General features: G+C 67.1%; 8 protein-coding genes. 6 read left to right on the forward strand and 2 right to left on the reverse strand.

Annotated features, from left to right (window positions below; genetic code table 11):
• Positions 1-103 precede the first annotated feature (103 nt).
• The 5 genes from treZ (at position 104) to glgB (ending at position 16,220) form a co-directional block, all read left to right on the forward strand.
• Entirely contained in the window at positions 104-1,909 is a 1,806-nt protein-coding gene (treZ, locus tag MKK50_RS11870) for a malto-oligosyltrehalose trehalohydrolase (protein ID WP_499022462.1), read from the forward strand.
• Positions 1,906-6,846: a malto-oligosyltrehalose synthase gene (locus MKK50_RS11875; protein WP_499022463.1), complete on the forward strand. Its 4,941-nt coding sequence runs from the start codon at positions 1,906-1,908 to the stop codon at positions 6,844-6,846. Before treZ ends, MKK50_RS11875 begins: the two co-directional genes overlap by 4 nt.
• 138 nt (positions 6,847-6,984) lie before the next feature.
• On the forward strand, positions 6,985-10,359 hold the full coding sequence (locus MKK50_RS11880) for a maltotransferase domain-containing protein (protein WP_499022464.1): 3,375 nt from the start codon (positions 6,985-6,987) through the stop codon (positions 10,357-10,359).
• A 169-nt stretch (positions 10,360-10,528) separates the two neighbouring features.
• The gene (gene treS, locus MKK50_RS11885) at positions 10,529-13,795 is read left to right on the forward strand and encodes a maltose alpha-D-glucosyltransferase (RefSeq protein WP_499022465.1); all 3,267 of its coding nucleotides are present in this window, start codon (positions 10,529-10,531) and stop codon (positions 13,793-13,795) included.
• 70 nt (positions 13,796-13,865) lie between these two features.
• Positions 13,866-16,220, forward strand: coding sequence for a 1,4-alpha-glucan branching protein GlgB (gene glgB, locus MKK50_RS11890; protein ID WP_499022467.1), 2,355 nt, complete (start codon positions 13,866-13,868; stop codon positions 16,218-16,220).
• Between the two features lie 21 nt (positions 16,221-16,241).
• Here glgB and MKK50_RS11895 read toward each other — a convergent pair whose 3' ends face one another.
• Together MKK50_RS11895 and MKK50_RS11900 are read right to left on the reverse strand one after the other, a co-directional pair.
• Positions 16,242-16,571, reverse strand: a complete 330-nt coding sequence (locus MKK50_RS11895) for a YnfA family protein (protein WP_253371875.1) — start codon at positions 16,569-16,571, stop codon at positions 16,242-16,244.
• A 108-nt stretch (positions 16,572-16,679) separates the two neighbouring features.
• The gene (locus MKK50_RS11900; RefSeq protein ID WP_499022469.1) at positions 16,680-17,060 is read right to left on the reverse strand and encodes a hypothetical protein; all 381 of its coding nucleotides are present in this window, start codon (positions 17,058-17,060) and stop codon (positions 16,680-16,682) included.
• Between MKK50_RS11900 and MKK50_RS11905 the strand changes: the two genes are divergently transcribed.
• Positions 17,059-18,174, forward strand: a complete 1,116-nt coding sequence (locus MKK50_RS11905) for an SPL family radical SAM protein (RefSeq protein ID WP_499022471.1) — start codon at positions 17,059-17,061, stop codon at positions 18,172-18,174. The two genes, MKK50_RS11900 and MKK50_RS11905, sit on opposite strands and share 2 nt — an antisense overlap.
• Positions 18,175-18,185: the final 11 nt, after the last annotated feature.

The following is an 18,185-nucleotide window of genomic DNA, read 5'->3' on the forward strand; positions in this document are numbered from 1 at the left end:
CAGGTCTGGGAACAAGCCGGCGCCGGGCGCCTTGTGAGACACAGAAGCGGCCGCCCAGCTTGAGCGACGATCGATTCCTATTCCAGCGGAGACCGGTGGCCTGATGCGGCGCGCCCATACGATGCGATTCGGCAGCGAGTTTGCCGAGGACGGTGTGCGGTTCGCCCTCTGGGCACCGACCGCCAAGGATGTGACCCTCGTCGTGGATGGGACGGATCATCCGATCCCCGACGTCGGCGAAGGCTGGCGCCGGACGACGCTGCCGGGGGTGAAGGCCGGCGCGCGCTACGGCTTCCGCATCGACGGCGACCTCGTGGTGCCGGACCCGGCCTCCCGCTTCCAGCCCGAGGACGTCTCCGCGCCGTCGGAGGTGATCGACCCCGGCGCCTACGCATGGTCCGACGGTGAGTGGACGGGGCGTCCCTGGGAAGAGGCGATCGTCTACGAGGTGCATGTAGGCACAGCGACGCCCGAGGGCACCTATGCCGGGCTCGAGAAGCGCCTCGACGATCTGGTCGATCTCGGCGTCACGGCGATCGAGCTGCTGCCGCTCGCCGACTTCAAGGGAACGCGCAACTGGGGCTACGACGGCGTGCTGCCCTATGCCCCGGACGCGGTCTATGGCCGCCCGGACGACCTCAAGCGCCTGATCGACACCGCCCATTCCAAGGGCCTGATGGTGCTGATCGATTGCGTCTACAATCATTTCGGCCCGGCCGGTAACTACCTGCATTCCTACGCCAAGACCTTCTTCACCGAGCGTCATCAGACGCCGTGGGGCGCCGGCATCAATTTCGACGGCAAGGAGTCGGGCCCGGTCGTGCGGGACTTCTTCATCGAGAACGCGCTTTACTGGCTGAAGGAGTACCATTTCGACGGCATCCGCTTCGATGCGGTGCATGCGATCCTCGACGATTCCGAGAAGCACTTCCTGGCGGAACTCGGCGAGACGATCCGCACGGCCTTCCCGGAGCGGCACGTCCACCTGATCCTGGAGAACGAGGCCAACCAGGCCCGCTGGCTGGAGCGCGACGACAACGCGTCCCCCGTGCTTCACAGCGCGCAGTGGGCGGACGACCTGCACCATTGCTGGCACGTGCTGCTGACCGGCGAAGATGCCGGCTACTACGAGAGCTTCGCCGACAAGCCAGTCGAGCATCTGGCCCGTTGCCTTGCGGAGGGCTTCGCTTACCAGGGCGAGCCCTTCCCGACCCTCGGCAACCACCCGCGCGGTGAGCCTTCGGCGCATCTGCCGCCGTCGGCCTTCGTCACCTTCCTCCAGAACCACGATCAGGTCGGCAACCGTGCGCTCGGCGAGCGCCTGAGCCATCTCGCCGATTCCAAGAAGCTGGCGCTCGCCCGCGCCGGGCTGCTTCTCGCGCCGCAGATCCCGATGCTGTGGATGGGCGAGGAATGGTCGGCCTCCGCGCCGTTCCTGTTCTTCGTGGATTTCGCCCCCGATGAGGAGCTGAACAAGGCGGTGCGCGAAGGGCGGCGCCGGGAGTTCAAGAGCTTCGCGGCCTTCGCCGACGGCACGTCGGTGATCCCCGATCCGACGGAGGCTCGGACTTTCGAGGATTCGAAGATCGACTGGGACGAGGCCGAGACCGAGCCGCATCGCGCGATCTGGGCCGACACCCGAAACATCCTCCAGATCCGTCGGCAGAGCGTGGTGCCCCTCACCAAGAGCCGCTACCTCGGGGCCGATGCCAAGATTCCGGCGCCGGGTGTCGTGGATTGCACGTGGCGCTACGCGGATGGCTGGCTGCGCTTCATTGCCAATGTCGGCGACGCTGAATTCTCGGCGGACGCCGACGGAGGCCAGGTGATCTGGTCGAGCGGGGCCGTGCGACAGGCGTTGCAACTGCCGTCCTGGACAGGCGTCTTCCTGATCGGTGGCACCAAGTGAACCTCTCTGACGTGAGTGCCTCGAACGTGAGTGATCTCGAACGCCTCGCCGACCTCGTCGGCATCGCCGACGGCTTCACCGATGCTTTCGGGAAGCGGGTCGATACGCCGCTCGATGTACGCCGCGGCATGCTCGAAGCCCTCGGATTTGCAGCAGCGGACGATGAAGCGATCCGCGGCAGCCTCGCCGCCGTCGAGGCGGTGCGCGCCAACGTGATCCCGCCGCTTCTGGCGGCCGAGGCACGGCGCGGCGTGCGCGTGCCGGTACGGATGGGCGTGACATCCGGCGCCGTCGCGTGGCGGCTGGTGGACGAGCACGACCGGTCCCGCGAGGGCCGTGCCACGTTGACGGCATCGGAGGACGGCGCAGGGTTCGACCTGCCGCCGCTGACACCGGGTTATCACAGGCTCACCGCCACGGTCGGCGACCGCCGGGCCCAGGCCTGGATCGTCTCGGCGCCGCAGCGGTGCTGGCGCCCGCGCGCCTATGCCGAGGATGGCGCCCGCGATTGGGGACTCGCCGCCCAGCTCTACGGCCTGCGCTCGCCGAGCAATCTCGGCATCGGCACATACGCGGATGCCGGCCGTGCCGCCCGCGATGCGGCCTTGCGCGGTGCCTCGTTCCTCGGGCTCAGCCCGGCCCACGCGCTGTTTCCCACGGACCGGGCGAAGATCTCGCCCTATTCGCCGTCCTCGCGCCTCTTCCTCGAAACCCTCTACATCGAGCCGGGTGCGCTGCCGGGCTTTGCCGGAAGCCGCGCCGCCGAGATCCTGGAAAGCCATCGCGCCCGCATCGAGACACTACGCGACACTTCGCTCGTCGATCATGCCGGCGTGTGGGAGGTGCTTTCGCCCATCCTCGAAGCCTATTGGGAGGCGTCCGACGCCCGAGCTGGCAAGGATGCCGGCTTCGCAGCGTTCCGCGAGGAAGGCGGCGAGAACCTCACGTCGCACGCCACCTTCGACGCGCTCTCCGAACATTTCCGGGCCAAGGGCGCGCATTGGCTCGGCGATTGGCCGGAGGAATATCGCCGCGCCGGCACCGACGCCGTGCGGGCCTTCTCCGAGACGCACGCGGAGCGCATCCTCTACCACGTCTTCTTACAGTACCTCGCCGACAGCCAGCTCGAGACCTCCTCCGAGATGGCACTGGCGGCGGGCATGCGGCTCGGCCTCTATCGCGATCTCGCGGTCGGCGCCGACCGAGGTGGCTCGGAGATTTGGTCGCATCCGGAGCGCTTCGCCAACGGCGTCTCCATCGGTGCCCCGCCCGACCTGCTCGCACCCAAGGGCCAGGATTGGGGCCTGCCGGCCTTCGACCCGCTGGAAATGGAGCGCGACGGCCTAAAAGCCTTCCGGGCCCTGGTGAAGGCGAACATGCGCCATGCCGGCGCGATCCGCATCGACCACGCCTTCCAGCTTGCACGGCTGTTCCTGATTCCGCTTGGGCGGTCGGCGCGCGAGGGTGCCTATGTCGCGATGCCCTTCGAGCCGATGCTGGCCGTGCTGCGGCTGGAAAGCCACCGCTCCAAGTGTCTCGTCATCGCCGAGGATCTCGGCACCGCGCCGGAGGGCTTCTCCGATGCACTGATGCAGTCGGGTATCCTCAGCTACCGCATCCTTGCCTTCGAGCGGGAGCCCGGCGGCGCCTTCAAGGCGCCGGAGGCCTACCCGAAGGATGCGCTGACCGCGATCACCACCCACGACCTCCCGACCTTCGTCGGCTGGTGGCGCGGCGTCGATACCGATACCCGGCAATCGCTGGGCCTCTACGATGCCGAGCGGGCCGAGACGGAGCGCACCGAGCGCGTTGCCGAGCGCTGGCGCCTGTCGGAGGCGCTGGCGGCCCAGCAGCTCCTGCCGAGTTCCGAGCCGCCGGAACACGCACCGCTCGAAGCGGCGGCTCGCTATCTCGCCCGCGCGCCGTCGATCCTGACCGCCGTGCAGTACGAAGACGTCGTCGGAGAGCTGTCGCAGGCCAACGTGCCCGGCTCGACCGAGGGTTATCCGAACTGGCGGCGCAAGCTCGACCGAAACCTCGAAGCCATCGCCGCGCCCGGCGGGCCGCTCGCCAAGCTCGCCGCCGCCCTCTCGGCGGAGGAGCGCGGGCCGCGCTCGGGCGCCGCGCGCCTCGCCTCGGCCCCACCGCGGGCGACCTACCGCCTCCAGTTCCACGAGGGCTTCACCTTTGCGGATGCGGAGAAGACCGTCCCCTACCTCGCGAGGCTCGGTATCAGCCACGTCTACGCCTCGCCGCTGCAGCGGGCGCGGCCGGGCTCGACCCACGGCTACGACATCGTCGATCACTCCCAGATCAATCCGGAGATCGGCGGCGAGGAGGGCTTCCGCAGCTTCACCGATGCGCTCCACGCCCATGGCCTGAAGCTGCTCCTCGATATCGTGCCGAACCACATGGGTGTCGGCGGCGCCGACAATCCGTGGTGGCTCTCGGTGCTCGAATGGGGCGGTCTCTCGCCCGCGGCCAACGCCTTCGACATCGATTGGGAGCGGCTCGGCGCCAACGGCAAGCTCGTCATCCCCTTCCTCGGCGAGCGGTACGGCGAGGCTTTGGAGAAGGGCACGCTGGAGCTGAAGTTCGACGAGGCGGCCGGCGCCTTCAGCATCTGGCACTACGAGCACCAGTTTCCGATCTGCCCACTGCAATACCCGACGATCCTCAACCGGGCGCTCGCCGCGCTCGGCGAGATCGGCGACGACATGTCGGCGGAAGTCCTCTCCATCACCGAGCGCCTGCGGGCCATGGGTGAGGAGACCAATCTCGAGCGCCGCCGTGCCATGCCGGAGGCCGCCGAGGAGCTGAAGCGCCAGCTGGCGGGCACGGTGCGTGCCTCCCCGCAGATCGCAGCCTCGATCTACCGGGCGCTGCACCTTCTCAACGGCAACCGGGACTATCCCGACAGCTTCGGGCCGCTGCACCGGCTGCTCGAACAGCAATCCTACCGGCTCGCGCATTGGCGGATCGCGTCCAGCGACATCAACTACCGCCGCTTCTTCGACGTGAACTCGCTGGCCGGCCTGCGCGTCGAGCTGTCGGACGTGTTCGTCCGCTCGCACGACCTTCTGTTCCGTCTCATCGGCGAGGGCCGGATCGACGGCCTGCGCATCGACCATATCGACGGGCTTGCCGACCCGTTGGGCTATGCCCGTGCGCTCCAGGCCGCCGTCGGTCCAGGCTTCTATATCGTTGTCGAGAAGATCCTCGAGCCCGGCGAGAAGTTGCGCGATTGGCCGGTTGCTGGCACCACCGGCTACGATGTCCTGAATCAGCTCGACGGCATCTTGGTCGATCGGGCGCTGAAGCCGCGCATCGAGAAGTTCTATCGGTGGGCCACCAATATGGATGAGCCTTACGGCTTCCAGTTCCGTGCGGCCAAAGCAGAGATTTTGGAGATCAGCTTCGCCTCGGAACTCGAGGTGATGACCGGCGATCTCAAGCAGATCGCCGATTCGGACCGGCGCACCCGCGACTTCTCCACCAATGCGATCCGTCGGGCGCTGATCGAGATCGTGGCGCGCTTCCCCGTCTATCGCTCCTACCTGCCCGGTGATCTCGAAGAGACTGAGATCGAGGCCGAGGATGTCCGGCTGATCGAGGGTGCGGTGCGCAAGGCCAAGCGCTGGAGCGCCCTGCCGGATCGTTCGGTACACGACTTTGCCGCCGATGCTCTGCTCGGCCGGATCGATCTCGGCAGTGCCGGTCATCCGGACCAGCAGGTGGTTCTGCGCTTCCGTCGCCGCTTCCAGCAGCTCACCGGCCCGGTGATGGCGAAAAGCCTGGAAGACACGTTGTTCTATCGCTTCGTCGAACTGCTCGGCCTCAACGAGGTCGGCGGCGATCCCGGCGAGTACGGCCTCGACGCGGAGCATTTCCACGCGCTCCAGGCGGCGCGGGCTCGCGACTGGCCGAACGCGATGATCACCACGGCCACCCACGACACCAAGCGCGGCGAGGATGCCCGCACGCGCCAGCTCGCCCTGTCCGAACTGCCGGAGGAATGGGCCCGCGCCTGGGACACGTGGCGGCGCGCGTCCGAGCCGCTCATCAAGCAGGTCGAAGGCGAGCCGGCACCGGACCCGAACGACCAATGGATGTTCCTGCAAGCAATTCTCGGCGCTTGGCCGCTCGAGCTTCTGGACGGTGACGACCCGGACGCGACCGAGGATTTCCGCAAACGCCTCGACGCCTATGCCGAGAAAGCCCTGCGCGAGGGCAAGCGCCGGTCGAGCTGGGTCAATGTCGATGAGGGCTACGAGAGCGCCGTCCACGCGCTTTTTGCGGCCCTGGTCGTGCCCGGGTCGGATTGCCTCAATCGGCTCCGGCCGCTCGTGCGTCGTCTCGCCTTCCTCGGCATGATCGCGGGCCTCGGCCGCACGGTCCTCAAATGCACCCTTCCCGGCATTCCGGACACGTACCAGGGCACTGAGTTCTGGGACTTCTCCTTCGTCGATCCCGACAACCGTCGGCCTGTCGATTACGTGGAGCGGGCCCAGGCGCTTGAGGCCGGCGGCACGCCGGAGGCGCTGATCGGTTCCTGGCCGGACGGGCGAGTGAAGCAGGCCACGCTGGCTCGGTTGCTCGCCGACCGGGCTGCACGCCCTGCCTTTTACGCCGATGCGGATTATCGTCCGCTCCCGGCCGAAGGCGCGCGTGCGGATCACGTCATCGCGTTTACCCGCTCGGCCGTCACTTCGGGTGAGGACGATCTGCTGGTCGCTGTGCCGAGGCTCGTCGCACGGATGACGTCCGAATCGGGTTGGTCCAGCGAAGCCTTCACCGGAACCGTCCTGCCCGTGCCGGCTGGAAGCCGGTGGGTGGACGTGGTCGGCGGCGGCGAGATCACGGCGGAGGGCGAGGGGCTCGATCTCGGTCGGCACTTCGCGAAACTGCCCTATCTGGTTTTGCGGCGCGCCGCCTGAGGCCGCCGCACGAAACATTGGCTCACTGCCCACGCAGGCGGTGAGCAAGCTTGGTCGGTCGGCGTTTCGTCAATGCCTGACCACGGCCTCGATTCATCAGAACGCGCTTGGCGAAAAGCGACGAGACGGAGGCGATCCATGAACGCACCGAACACCGCGATGACGCCCGCGACCCGGACCGGCGCGGAGACGGTGGCCCTTCCGGCCGCCTTCGCGCCCCGCGCGGAGGGCCCGCGCATCTACAATCTGTTCCCGCTCCTCGTTGGGACGGTCTCGGCCTGGACGGCGGAACTGCCGCGCATCGCCGAGCTCGGCTTCAATTGGGTCTATCTCAACCCGTTCCACCAGACCGGCGGCTCGCGCAGCCTCTATGCGGTGGCCGATCTCGACGCGCTCGACGAGCGGTTTCGCGATCGCGACGGCACGGCGGACGACGAGCAGATCACGCGGTTCTGCCGAGCAGCCGAGTCGCACGGCGTGTCGGTGATGAGCGACCTCGTCATCAATCACACCGCCGACAACGCGCGCCTGTTTCACGACAGGCCCGACCTGTTCGTGCGCGACGCCGAGGGCAAGCCGGTGAGCCCGGCAGCGATCGATCCCGACGATCCGTCAAAGCGCACGGTCTGGGGTGACCTGATCGAGCTCGACTACCATTCCGAGCACGCTCGGGGTGAACTGATCCGTATCTTCGACGGCTACATTGCTCGGCTGCAACGGCTCGGCGTGCGCGGCTTCCGCTGCGACGCGGCCTACAAGGTGCCGCCGGATGTGTGGCGGGCGCTGATCCAGGCCGCCAAGCAGCGCGAGGCCGACACGCTGTTGGCCGCCGAGACATTGGGCTGCACCTTCGAGGAGGCCCAGGCGACCGCGGGTGCCGGCTTCGACTACCTCTTCAACTCCTTCGCGTGGTGGAACCTCAAGGCGCCCTGGGCCCTGGAGCAGTATGAGCGGCTGAGGGTGGTCGCGCCCTCCATCGCCTTCCCCGAGAACCACGACATGAGCCGGCTCGCCGCCGACATCCCCGGCGGGGCGGAGGCGGTCGCTCAACGGCTGAAGACACGCTACGCCCTCTCCGCCTTCTTCTCGGCCGGCGTGCTGATGCCGATCGGCTACGAGTGGGGCTATCGCCGCGCGCTGCATGTGGTCGAGACCACGCCCGGTTCGCGTGAGCACGATACGGGAATCGACATCTCCGCATACGTGACGGCGATCAACGCGCTGAAGGCTTCCATTCCGGCTGCCAATGTCGAGGGTGCGCAGATGCGGCTCTCGGCGCCCGATGCGCCGTTCACCGCCTTGTTCCGAACCGATACCGGCCACGCGGCTTCGGCGCATTCGGCGACGCTGCTGCTGTTTAATCCGGGTGACGCTCCGGCGCCGGTCGATGCCGGCCGCCTCATCGAGCGCACCGGCGGCCAGCTTGGCCCGTTCGACGACCGCACGCCCGACGCCGAGCCGATCGCTTTCCATCCGGGCGCGAGCATCGACCTTCAGCCGGGCGAACTGCGCATCCTCGTGGCCGAACGCGCCAAGGTCGCCGCACCGCCGCCTTCGACCGTGCCGCAGGGCACGGGCCGCGTCGTCATCGAGGCGGTGACGCCGGAGATCGACGGTGGGCGCTCGGCGGTGAAGCGCGTCGTCGGCGAGCAGGTCCGCGTCGAGGCGGACATCTTTTCCGACGGTCACGAGATCATCAACGCAGCGATCCTCTCCCGCGTCGTCGGCGAGGAGACGTGGCGTCGCGACCCGATGGTGTTCGTCGACAACGACCGCTGGGCCGGTAACTTCCCGCTCGAACGCAATGCCCGCTACGAGTTCACGGTCGAGGCGTGGCGTGACGGCTTCTCGTCCTGGGTGCGTGATACCCTGAAGAAGCGCGACGCGGGCGTGGACGTGCGGCTGGAGACGATCGAGGGCGTCGAGCTGATCCAGATCGCCGAGGATCTGGCGACCGGCGCCGACAAGCAGCGGCTCGACGGGCTGATCCGCTCGCTCGCCGCCGAGCCGGAAGGCTCGCCGGTGCTCTTGGAAAAGATCCTGGCGCCGGAGACGATGTCGCTGGTCCGGCGCAACGCCGAGCGGGTGAACCTCTCGCGCTATCCCGTGAACATCCCCGTCATCGCCGACCGGCTCGCGGCTCGATTCTCGGCTTGGTATGAGATCTTTCCGCGCTCGCAATCGGGCGATCCGAATCGCCACGGCACCTTCGCGGACGTGATCCGGCGCCTGCCCGAGATCCGCGAACTCGGCTTCGACGTGCTCTATTTTACGCCGATCCACCCGATCGGAAAGACCAACCGCAAGGGCAAGAACAATACCCTCAAGGCGAAGGAGGGTGACGTCGGCTCGGTCTATGCGGTGGGCTCGGAGGAGGGCGGCCACGAGGCTGTGCATCCGGAACTCGGCACGCTGGAAGATTTCCGCCAGCTCGTCGCCGCAAGCCATGCCCACGGCATGGAGGTCGCAATCGACTTCGCGATCCAGTGCTCGCCCGACCATCCCTGGATCAAGCAGCATCCCGAGTGGTTCGAGTGGCGGCCCGACGGCACGCTGAAATTCGCCGAGAATCCGCCGAAGAAGTACGAGGACATCTCCAACGTCCACTTCTATGGCGGGGCGCTGCCCTCGCTCTGGATCGAGCTGCGCGACATCGTCCTCGGCTGGTGCGCGCACGGGGCCCGCATCTTCCGAGTCGACAACCCGCACACCAAGCCGATCCCGTTCTGGGAGTGGATGCTGGGTGAGGTGAATGCCCAGTACCCCGACGCGATCTTCCTCGCCGAGGCCTTCACCCGGCCGAAGATGATGAAGAAGCTGGCTAAGGCCGGATACCAGCAGAGCTACACCTACTTCACGTGGCGCAACACGAAGCAGGAGCTGACCGATTACGCGCTCGAACTGGCCGGCGAGATGGGCGAATATTACCGCCCGAACTTTTTTGCGAATACGCCGGACATCAATCCCTACTACCTTCAAACAAGCGGGCGGCCGGGCTTTATCGTGCGCGCGACGCTCGCCGCGACGCTCTCCTCCATCTACGGCATCTATAACGGCTTCGAGCTGTGTGAGGCTGCGCCCTATCCGGGCAAGGAAGAGTATCTCGATTCCGAAAAATACGAGCTGAAGGCGTGGGACTACCATCGCCCCGGCAACATCCGCGACCACATCATCAAGCTCAACCAAGCGCGCAGGGATAACCCGGCGCTATGGGACTTCCGGAACATCCACTTCACGGGTGCCTGGAACGACAACATCATCGCCTACGCGAAGGTGACGCCGGAACGCGACAACTGCGTGTTCGTGATGGTCAATCTCGACCCGAAGAACCGCCAGGAATGCACCTACGAGGTGCCGCTGCACCTGCTCGGCCTGCCCGACGATGGGGCGGTCGAGGTCGAGGATCTGCTGCTGGGCTACACGTTCGAGCTCTACGGCAAGAACCACCGCATCGCACTCGATCCCGCCGATCGCTCGGCGATCGTCTGGCGGATTCGGCCCCGGCGCACCTGACGACCGGCCCTGTGCCGAACTGGCCTCCACTTTCGGTGCGGGGCGCTCTAGATCGGGCGGAATACGGCGTCACCGTCGTGTTCTCGCCAAGAAGCGGGCCGAGGAGGCTCGCAGCCCGGTGCCACAAGGCCCGGTTCCGCTCTCGAAAGTGACGTGAGGCAGCGACGGGATGATCGATCGCAGCGATCCGCAGTGGTACCGTGACGCCATCATCTACCAGATCCACGTCAAGTCGTTCTTCGACTCGTCGAACGACGGGATCGGCGATTTCGAGGGGCTCACGCAGAAGCTCGATTATGTCCGTGACCTCGGGGTCACGGCGATCTGGCTGATGCCGTTCTATCCCTCGCCGCTGCGCGACGACGGCTACGACATCGCCGACTACCGGGACGTCAATCCATCCTACGGGACGATGGAGGATTTCCGCCGGTTCGTGGACGCCGCGCACGAGCGGGGGCTGCGCGTCATCACGGAGCTGGTCATCAACCATACCAGCGATCAGCACCCATGGTTCCAGCGCGCCCGCGAGGCGCCGGCCGGGAGCCCTGAGCGCGACTTCTACGTGTGGTCGGATACCGACGAGAAGTATTCCGATACGCGTATCATCTTCCTCGACACGGAAGTGTCGAACTGGACCTGGGATCCGGTCGCCAAGCAGTATTTCTGGCACCGCTTCTACAGCCACCAGCCCGACCTGAACTTCGACAACCCGGCCGTGCTGGAGGCCGTGATCGAGGTCATGCGCTACTGGCTCGACATGGGCGTCGACGGGCTGCGGCTCGACGCGATCCCCTACCTGATCGAGCGCGACGGCACGAATTGCGAAAACCTATCCGAGACCCACGTCGTCATCAAGGCGATCCGTGCGGCCCTCGACGCCGAGTATCCCGACCGGATGCTGCTGGCCGAGGCCAACCAGTGGCCGGAGGAGACGGCGCAGTATTTCGGTGAGGGCGACGAATGCCACATGGCATTCCACTTCCCGCTGATGCCGCGGATGTACATGGCGATCGCCCGGGAGGACCGGCACCCGATCACCGACATCATGCGCCAGACCCCCGAGATCCCCGAGGGCTGCCAGTGGGCCATCTTCCTTCGCAACCATGACGAGCTGACGCTCGAAATGGTGACCGCAGAGGAGCGCGACTACCTTTGGTCGTTCTACGCCGCCGAACGGCGCGCTCGCATCAATCTCGGCATCCGCCGCCGCCTTGCGCCGCTGCTGGAGAATGACCGCCGCAAGATCGAGCTGATGAAGTCCCTCGTCCTGTCGATGCCCGGCACGCCGGTGCTCTACTACGGCGACGAGATCGGCATGGGCGACAACATCTATCTCGGTGACCGCGACGGCGTGCGCACGCCGATGCAATGGTCGCCCGACCGCAACGGCGGCTTCTCGCGGGCCACGCCGCAGAAGCTGTTCCTGCCCTCGATCCAGGATCCGATCTACGGCTACGACGCGATCAACGTCGAGGCGCAGATTCAGGCGCAGACCTCGCTCCTGAACTGGACGCGGCGCATGATCGCGATCCGCAACAACTCGGTGGCGCTCGGGCGCGGCGCGATCCAGTTCCTGTATCCGGCCAACCGCAAGGTGCTGGCCTGGATTCGCGAGCACGAGAACGAGCGCATCCTCTGCGTCGCCAACCTCTCGCGGGCACCGCAGGCGGTGCAGCTCGACCTGTCGGATCTGCGCGGCGCGATCCCGATCGAGCTGACCGGCGGCACGGCCTTCCCGGCGATCGGCGAGTTGCCCTACCTGCTGACCCTGCCGGCCTACGGCTTCTACTGGTTCTCGCTCTCGGTCGCGAATACCGGCGAGATCGGGCCGCAGCCGCAGAGCCCGGAACTGTTCACGCTCGTGCTCACCGGCGGCATCGAAACCCTGATCAAGGGCCGCGAGCGCACCGCCTTCGAGCGCACCGTGGCCCCGCCCTTCATCGGCTCGCGCCGCTGGTTCGGCGCCAAGGGCACGCGCATCAAGTCGGTGCAGGTCGATGACAGCGCCATCGTCAAGGACGGCTCCGGCGAGGGCAAGTTCCTGCTGCCGCGGGTGGCGGTGACCCTCGCCAATGGGGAGCGCCAGGACTACTTCGTGCCGCTCGCCGTCGAGGAGGGCCGTGAGGACGAGGCGCTTCTGGACCACGCCGTTGCCCGCGTCCGCCGCGGGCCCCGCACCGGCCTGCTCTACGAGGCCGCCGCCGCGGCACCCTTCGCCGTGGCCCTGATCGAGGCGATGCGTGATGGCGTGACGATCCCGTCCGAGCGCGGGAGCCTCGTGTTCTCGACGACCTCGGCCTACGATCCGGAGGTGCCGTTCGAGGCCGCCGACGTGCGCCGTCTCTCGGCCGAGCAGAGCAACACCTCGATCGCCATCGGCGCGCGGATGATGCTCAAGCTGCTGCGCCGCCTCCAGCCCGGCACGCATCCCGAGATCGAGATCGGCCGCTTCCTCACCGAGCGGGCCCATTTCGCCAACACGCCGGCGCTGCTCGGCGTGGTGGAACACGTGGCCGAGGACGGCACCCGCACCGCCCTGGCGCTGCTCCAGAAGTTCGTCCTCAACCAGGGTGACGCCTGGACGCTGATGCTGGAAGGTCTGCGCCGCGACTTCGAGACCGTCGTTCTCGCACCTGAAAGCGAGGCGCCGTCGCCGGAGGATGCCTTCAACGCGCATCTGCGCTGGGCGGAGCTGCTCGGCCAGCGCACGGCCGAACTTCACCGGGCCTTCGCCATTGACACCGACGATCCGGCCTTCGCGGTCGAGCCGTTCGGTGAGGACGATCTCGCCGTGCTGGCGGACGACGCCCGCCATCAGGCCGCGCGCGCCTTCAAGGGGCTCGGCGCGATCACCGCGTGGTCGCCAGGCTCGGCGAGCGAGGCGCTTGCGTCCCGCCGCGGCGAGGTCGAGGCCCTCATCACCGAGTTGGCCGCCGGCCCGCTGCGGGGCGCCACCAAGACCCGCATCCACGGCGATTACCATCTCGGTCAGGTGCTGGCCTCCGAGGGCGATCTCATCATCGTCGATTTCGAGGGCGAGCCCTCGCGTCCGGTGGAGCAGCGCCGGGCCAAGTCGACGCCGCTGCGCGACGTGGCTGGCATGCTGCGCTCCTTCGCCTACGGCGCCGAGACGGTGGTGCGTGAGATCACGGCCCGGTTCGGCGACAGTGAGGAGCGGGCACGCAACGCGGCGATCGCGTGGCGCGGCATGATCGATGCAGCGTTTCTCGACGGCTACGGGCAAGCCGTGGCCGGCAGCCGGGCGGCGGTAGAGGATGCGGAGACGCAATCCCGTCTGCTGCGCCTGAGCCTGCTGACCAAGGCGCTCTACGAGGTCGATTACGAAGTGAACAACCGCCCCGACTGGATCGAAATCCCGGCACGGGGTGTTCTCAACATACTGGACGAAGCCAAGCGCGACCGCGCTTCGGTGTGACCTGCGCACGCTCGCGCCGAGCCCGATCCTCGAGCCGGCCCGAGAGCGAATCCCTGGAAGAGGTGACTGGATGACGGCTCTGGACGAGAAGGCCGCGGCTCGCAACGAGGGGCAGGCGGCCGCCAACGTCCCGAACAGGTCAGGCTCGACCGAGGCGCAGCGCGCGCCTCGATCGGCGGATGCGCTGGGCGGCGAGGGGGCTCCCCGTGTGGGCCGCTCCGCCTCGCAAGCGCGCGATGGCCACCTCCATCCCGATGCCATTGCGGCCGTGATGGCGGCCGATCACGGCGACGCGTTCGGCGTTCTCGGGCCGCATCAGGTCGCGCCCGGTTCCTGGGAGGTCCGTGCGGTTCTGCCTGAGGCGAAGGCAGCTCGCCTCGTCACAGGCGGACAGAGCATCCCGTTCGAGCGCATTCATCCCGACGGATTCTACGTCGCGAGTGTGAAGAGCGAGGGCCGGCCCCTCTACGAGATCGAGGTCGAGGCCTGGGATGGCACCAGCACCCGCCGTCACGATCCCTACGGCTTCGGCCCCTCCCTCGATCAGAGCGAGATCGAGGGACTGCGCCTGATCGGCAGCAACCTCGTCTACCGCGTGCTCGGTGCGCATGCGGGCGAACTCGACGGCATCGCCGGGTTCCGCTTCGCGGTCTGGGCACCGAATGCCCGCCGCGTCAGCGTCGTCGGCGACTTCAACGATTGGGATGGCCGGCGCCACCCGATGCGGCTGTGGCTCAACGGCGGCATCTGGGAGCTGTTCGTGCCGGGTCTGCAGGCCGGGCAGAACTATAAGTTCGAGATCCGCGGTCCCGATGGCTCGGTGCTGCCGCTGAAGGCCGATCCGGTCGCCTTCCGTGCCCAGCACCCGCCGCAGACGGCCTCGGTGCTTCAGGGCCTCAACGAGCCGCAATGGCACGATGCGGCCTGGATGGACACGCGCGGCGAGAAGGACCCACGCCACGCCGCCATGTCGGTCTACGAGGTCCATCTCGGCTCGTGGGCGCGGGTACCGGATGAGGGCAACCGCTACCTGACCTACAAGGAGCTGTCCGACCGGCTGATCCCGTACGTGAAGGAACTCGGCTTCACCCATATCGAGCTCCTGCCGATCACCGAGTACCCGTTCGACGGCTCGTGGGGCTACCAGCCGGTTTCGCTGTTCGCCCCGACCAGCCGCTTCGGCACGCCCGACGACTTCGTCGCCTTCGTCAACGCGGCGCATGCGGCCGGCATCGGCGTGATGCTCGATTGGGTGCCGGGGCACTTCCCCCTCGACGCCCACGGTCTTGGCCTGTTCGACGGCACGCATCTCTACGAGCATGCCGACCCACGCCAGGGCTTTCACCAGGATTGGGGCACCTACATCTACAATTTCGGCCGGGTCGAGGTTTCGGCCTTCCTCACGGCCAATGCCCGCTTCTGGCTCGAGCACTACCACCTCGACGGCCTGCGCGTGGATGCGGTCGCCTCGATGCTCTACCTCGACTACTCGCGCCGCGCGGGCGAGTGGATTCCGAACCAGTACGGCGGCAACGAGAATCTCGACGCCATCAACTTCCTGCGCAAGACCAACGAAGCCACCTACAGCCACGCGCCGGGCACCATCACGGTGGCCGAGGAATCGACCTCGTGGCCGGGCGTGTCTCACCCGACCTACACGGGCGGTCTCGGCTTCGGCTTCAAGTGGAACATGGGGTGGATGCACGACACCCTGAAATACATGTCGGAGGATCCGATCCACCGGCGCTACCACCACCACAACCTGACCTTCGGCCTGCTCTACGCCTTCTCGGAAAACTTCGTGCTGCCGCTCTCACACGACGAAGTGGTGCACGGCAAAGGCTCTCTGCTCGGCAAGATGCCGGGGGATCGCTGGCAGAAGTTCGCCAATCTACGCGCCTATTTCGGCTTCATGTGGGGGCACCCCGGCAAGAAGCTGCTTTTCATGGGCGGGGAATTCGGCCAGGAGCGCGAGTGGAACCACAACCAGTCGCTCGACTGGCACCTGCTCGACGATCCTCTGCATGGTGGCGTCAAGGATCTCATCCGCGACCTCAACCACGTCTACACCTCGACCCCGGCGCTCCATTCTCGCGACGTCGAGGCCAGCGGCTTCCAGTGGTTGGTCGCGGACGATTCCGATAATTCGGTCATCGCCTGGGCGCGAAAGGGCAAGGCGGAGGGCGAGATCGCCATCGTGGTGTCGAACTTCACGCCGGTGCCGCGTGAAGGCTACCGCGTCGGCGTGCCGACGGCCGGGTACTACCGCGAGGCGATCAACTCGGACGCCGAGCGCTATGGCGGCTCGAATGTCGGCAATATGGGTGGCGTGCAGAGCCAAGCCGAGCAGAGCCACGGCCAGCCGCACTCGCTGAGCCTGACATTGCCGCCGCTCTCGACCCTGATCCTGATTCGCGAGGGTTGATCGCCTCGATCCCGGAGCGGCTCAGCCGCTCCGGGGACCGAACAGAATCACCGCCATGCCGACGAGGCAGATCGCCCCGCCGATGAGATCCCAGCGGTCGGGACGATGTCCCTCGATGCCCCAAAGCCAAAGGATCGAGGCGGCGATGTAAATGCCGCCATAGGCGGCATAAGTCCGCCCGGCCGCCTCGCTCTCGACCAGGGTGAGCAGCCAAGCGAACAGCGCCAGCGAGACGAGCCCCGGCGCGACCCACCAGACCGACCGATCGAGCCGCAGCCACGCCCAGAACGCGAAGCAGCCGGCGATTTCGGCCAGTGCAGCTCCGGAGTAAGCGAGAAGGGTCTTGGTCATTGGCGACGCTTGGCGCGGGCCGACCCCGTTGCCAAGCCGGTTTTCGTAAAGTCGGTGTGGCCTGTCAGCCAACCACTGTTCCCATGCTTGGCAGCGCGGGATCGCGCGTCAGGCGTCATTCTCCGGGGCGAACACCTCGCCCTTCTCGGCAAGCCGCACGTTGTTGCGGTCGGTGGGCAGATCGCGAAGATCGCGGTACGTCCTGATTAGACGATGCAGGTCGGCCCTGGCTGGATCGGACGGCTCCGGCGCTCCTTGATCGAAGCCGTTCACCACGGTCTCCACCCGCCGGTCGAGATCCGCAACGTTGCGCGGATCGAGGCCTTCGATCCTCGCGAGAAGGTCGGCCATCGCGGCGCGTTTCGTTTCCAGCTCCGACATCGACAGCCCCATAAGGATCCTCGCGCCAAAACAGCGCCCAAGGCCGCCCGGAGTTCCGAAAGGACGCATCCTCGGACCTTCGGCACAGGCCAGGGGTTGGTGCGGCATGACCTTGCTCCTGACCGAGGAACCGCGCAGCCGACCGGTGGAGCACCGACGGCCCCTCCGCCTCTGGCATCCCCGCCGCGTGCTGGTGACGCCAGCGGCCCTTGAGCATGCCCATGGACGCCAGATCGTGGCGCGGGTGGAGGACTTGGGTCTTCCGGTCGAGCGCCTGAAGAGCAATCGTCTCACCGGCCTGCGCGACGACGAAAATCCGCGTCGGGCCTATGCGCAGGCGAAGGCGACCCTCGCCATCGTCACCGCGCCGCCGACGAAGCTGAAGCTCCAGCCGATTCCGCCGAGCGCCGACTGGCGCTTCGATCTCGCCGAGGGCTGCCCGGCGCATTGCCAGTACTGCTATCTCGCCGGCTCCCTCTCGGGGCCGCCGGTGACGCGCGTCTACGCCAACCTCAACGCGATCCTGGGCAATCTCGAGAGTTACTTGGGCCAGGGCGGCGTCACCAGTGCCTCGGAGGCGCGGGCGGCGGAGGGCACCACGTTCGAGGCCTCCTGCTACACCGATCCGCTCGGGATCGAGCATCTCACCGGCTCGCTCTCGGCGGCGATCCGCCATTTCGGAGCCTGGAACGCACCGGTGCAACTGCGTTTCACGACGAAGTTCGCCGCGGTCAACCCACTCCTCAACCTGCCGCATCACGGCCGCACCCGCATCCGCTTCTCGGTCAACGCAGCCGCGGCGGCACATTACGAAGGCGGGACCGCTCCGCTCGGCGAGCGCCTCGCCGCCATGGGTGCCGTGGCCCGAGCCGGCTATCCTGTCGGCCTCACCATCGCACCGATCATGCCCGTCGAGGGATGGCCGGACGCCTACGACGCCCTGCTGCGCGATGCGGCCGCATCCTTGTCCGGTGTGGCCGCCCCCGATCTGACAGTAGAACTCATCACCCACCGCTTCACGCCGAATTCGAAGACGGTTCTCGAAGGATGGTATCCGGGCTCCGATCTGCCGATGCGCGAGGCTGAGCGCACCCGCAAGCTCACCAAGTTCGGCTCGGTGAAGTACGTGTTTCCGACCGATCTCATGAAGGCGATGCGGGCCCACCTCACCGGTCGGATCGCGGTTCATCTGCCGATGGCGCGCATCCTGTACTGGACGTGAGAGTGAAGGCT

This window comes from Methylobacterium sp. J-043 (assembly GCF_022829505.1).
Taxonomy (GTDB): Bacteria; Pseudomonadota; Alphaproteobacteria; order Rhizobiales; family Beijerinckiaceae; genus Methylobacterium; species Methylobacterium extorquens_A.

What these genes read in the sequence shown, in the direction of transcription:
- treZ (WP_499022462.1), top strand. Translation starts at nt 104, where the DNA reads ATGCGGCGCGCCCATACGATGCGATTCGGCAGCGAGTTTGCCGAGGAC.
- MKK50_RS11880 (WP_499022464.1), top strand. Translation starts at nt 6,985, where the DNA reads ATGAACGCACCGAACACCGCGATGACGCCCGCGACCCGGACCGGCGCG.
- treS (WP_499022465.1), top strand. Translation starts at nt 10,529, where the DNA reads ATGATCGATCGCAGCGATCCGCAGTGGTACCGTGACGCCATCATCTAC.
- glgB (WP_499022467.1), top strand. Translation starts at nt 13,866, where the DNA reads ATGACGGCTCTGGACGAGAAGGCCGCGGCTCGCAACGAGGGGCAGGCG.
- MKK50_RS11895 (WP_253371875.1), bottom strand. Translation starts at nt 16,571, where the DNA reads ATGACCAAGACCCTTCTCGCTTACTCCGGAGCTGCACTGGCCGAAATC.
- MKK50_RS11905 (WP_499022471.1), top strand. Translation starts at nt 17,059, where the DNA reads ATGACCTTGCTCCTGACCGAGGAACCGCGCAGCCGACCGGTGGAGCAC.
- MKK50_RS11900 (WP_499022469.1), bottom strand. Translation starts at nt 17,060, where the DNA reads ATGCCGCACCAACCCCTGGCCTGTGCCGAAGGTCCGAGGATGCGTCCT.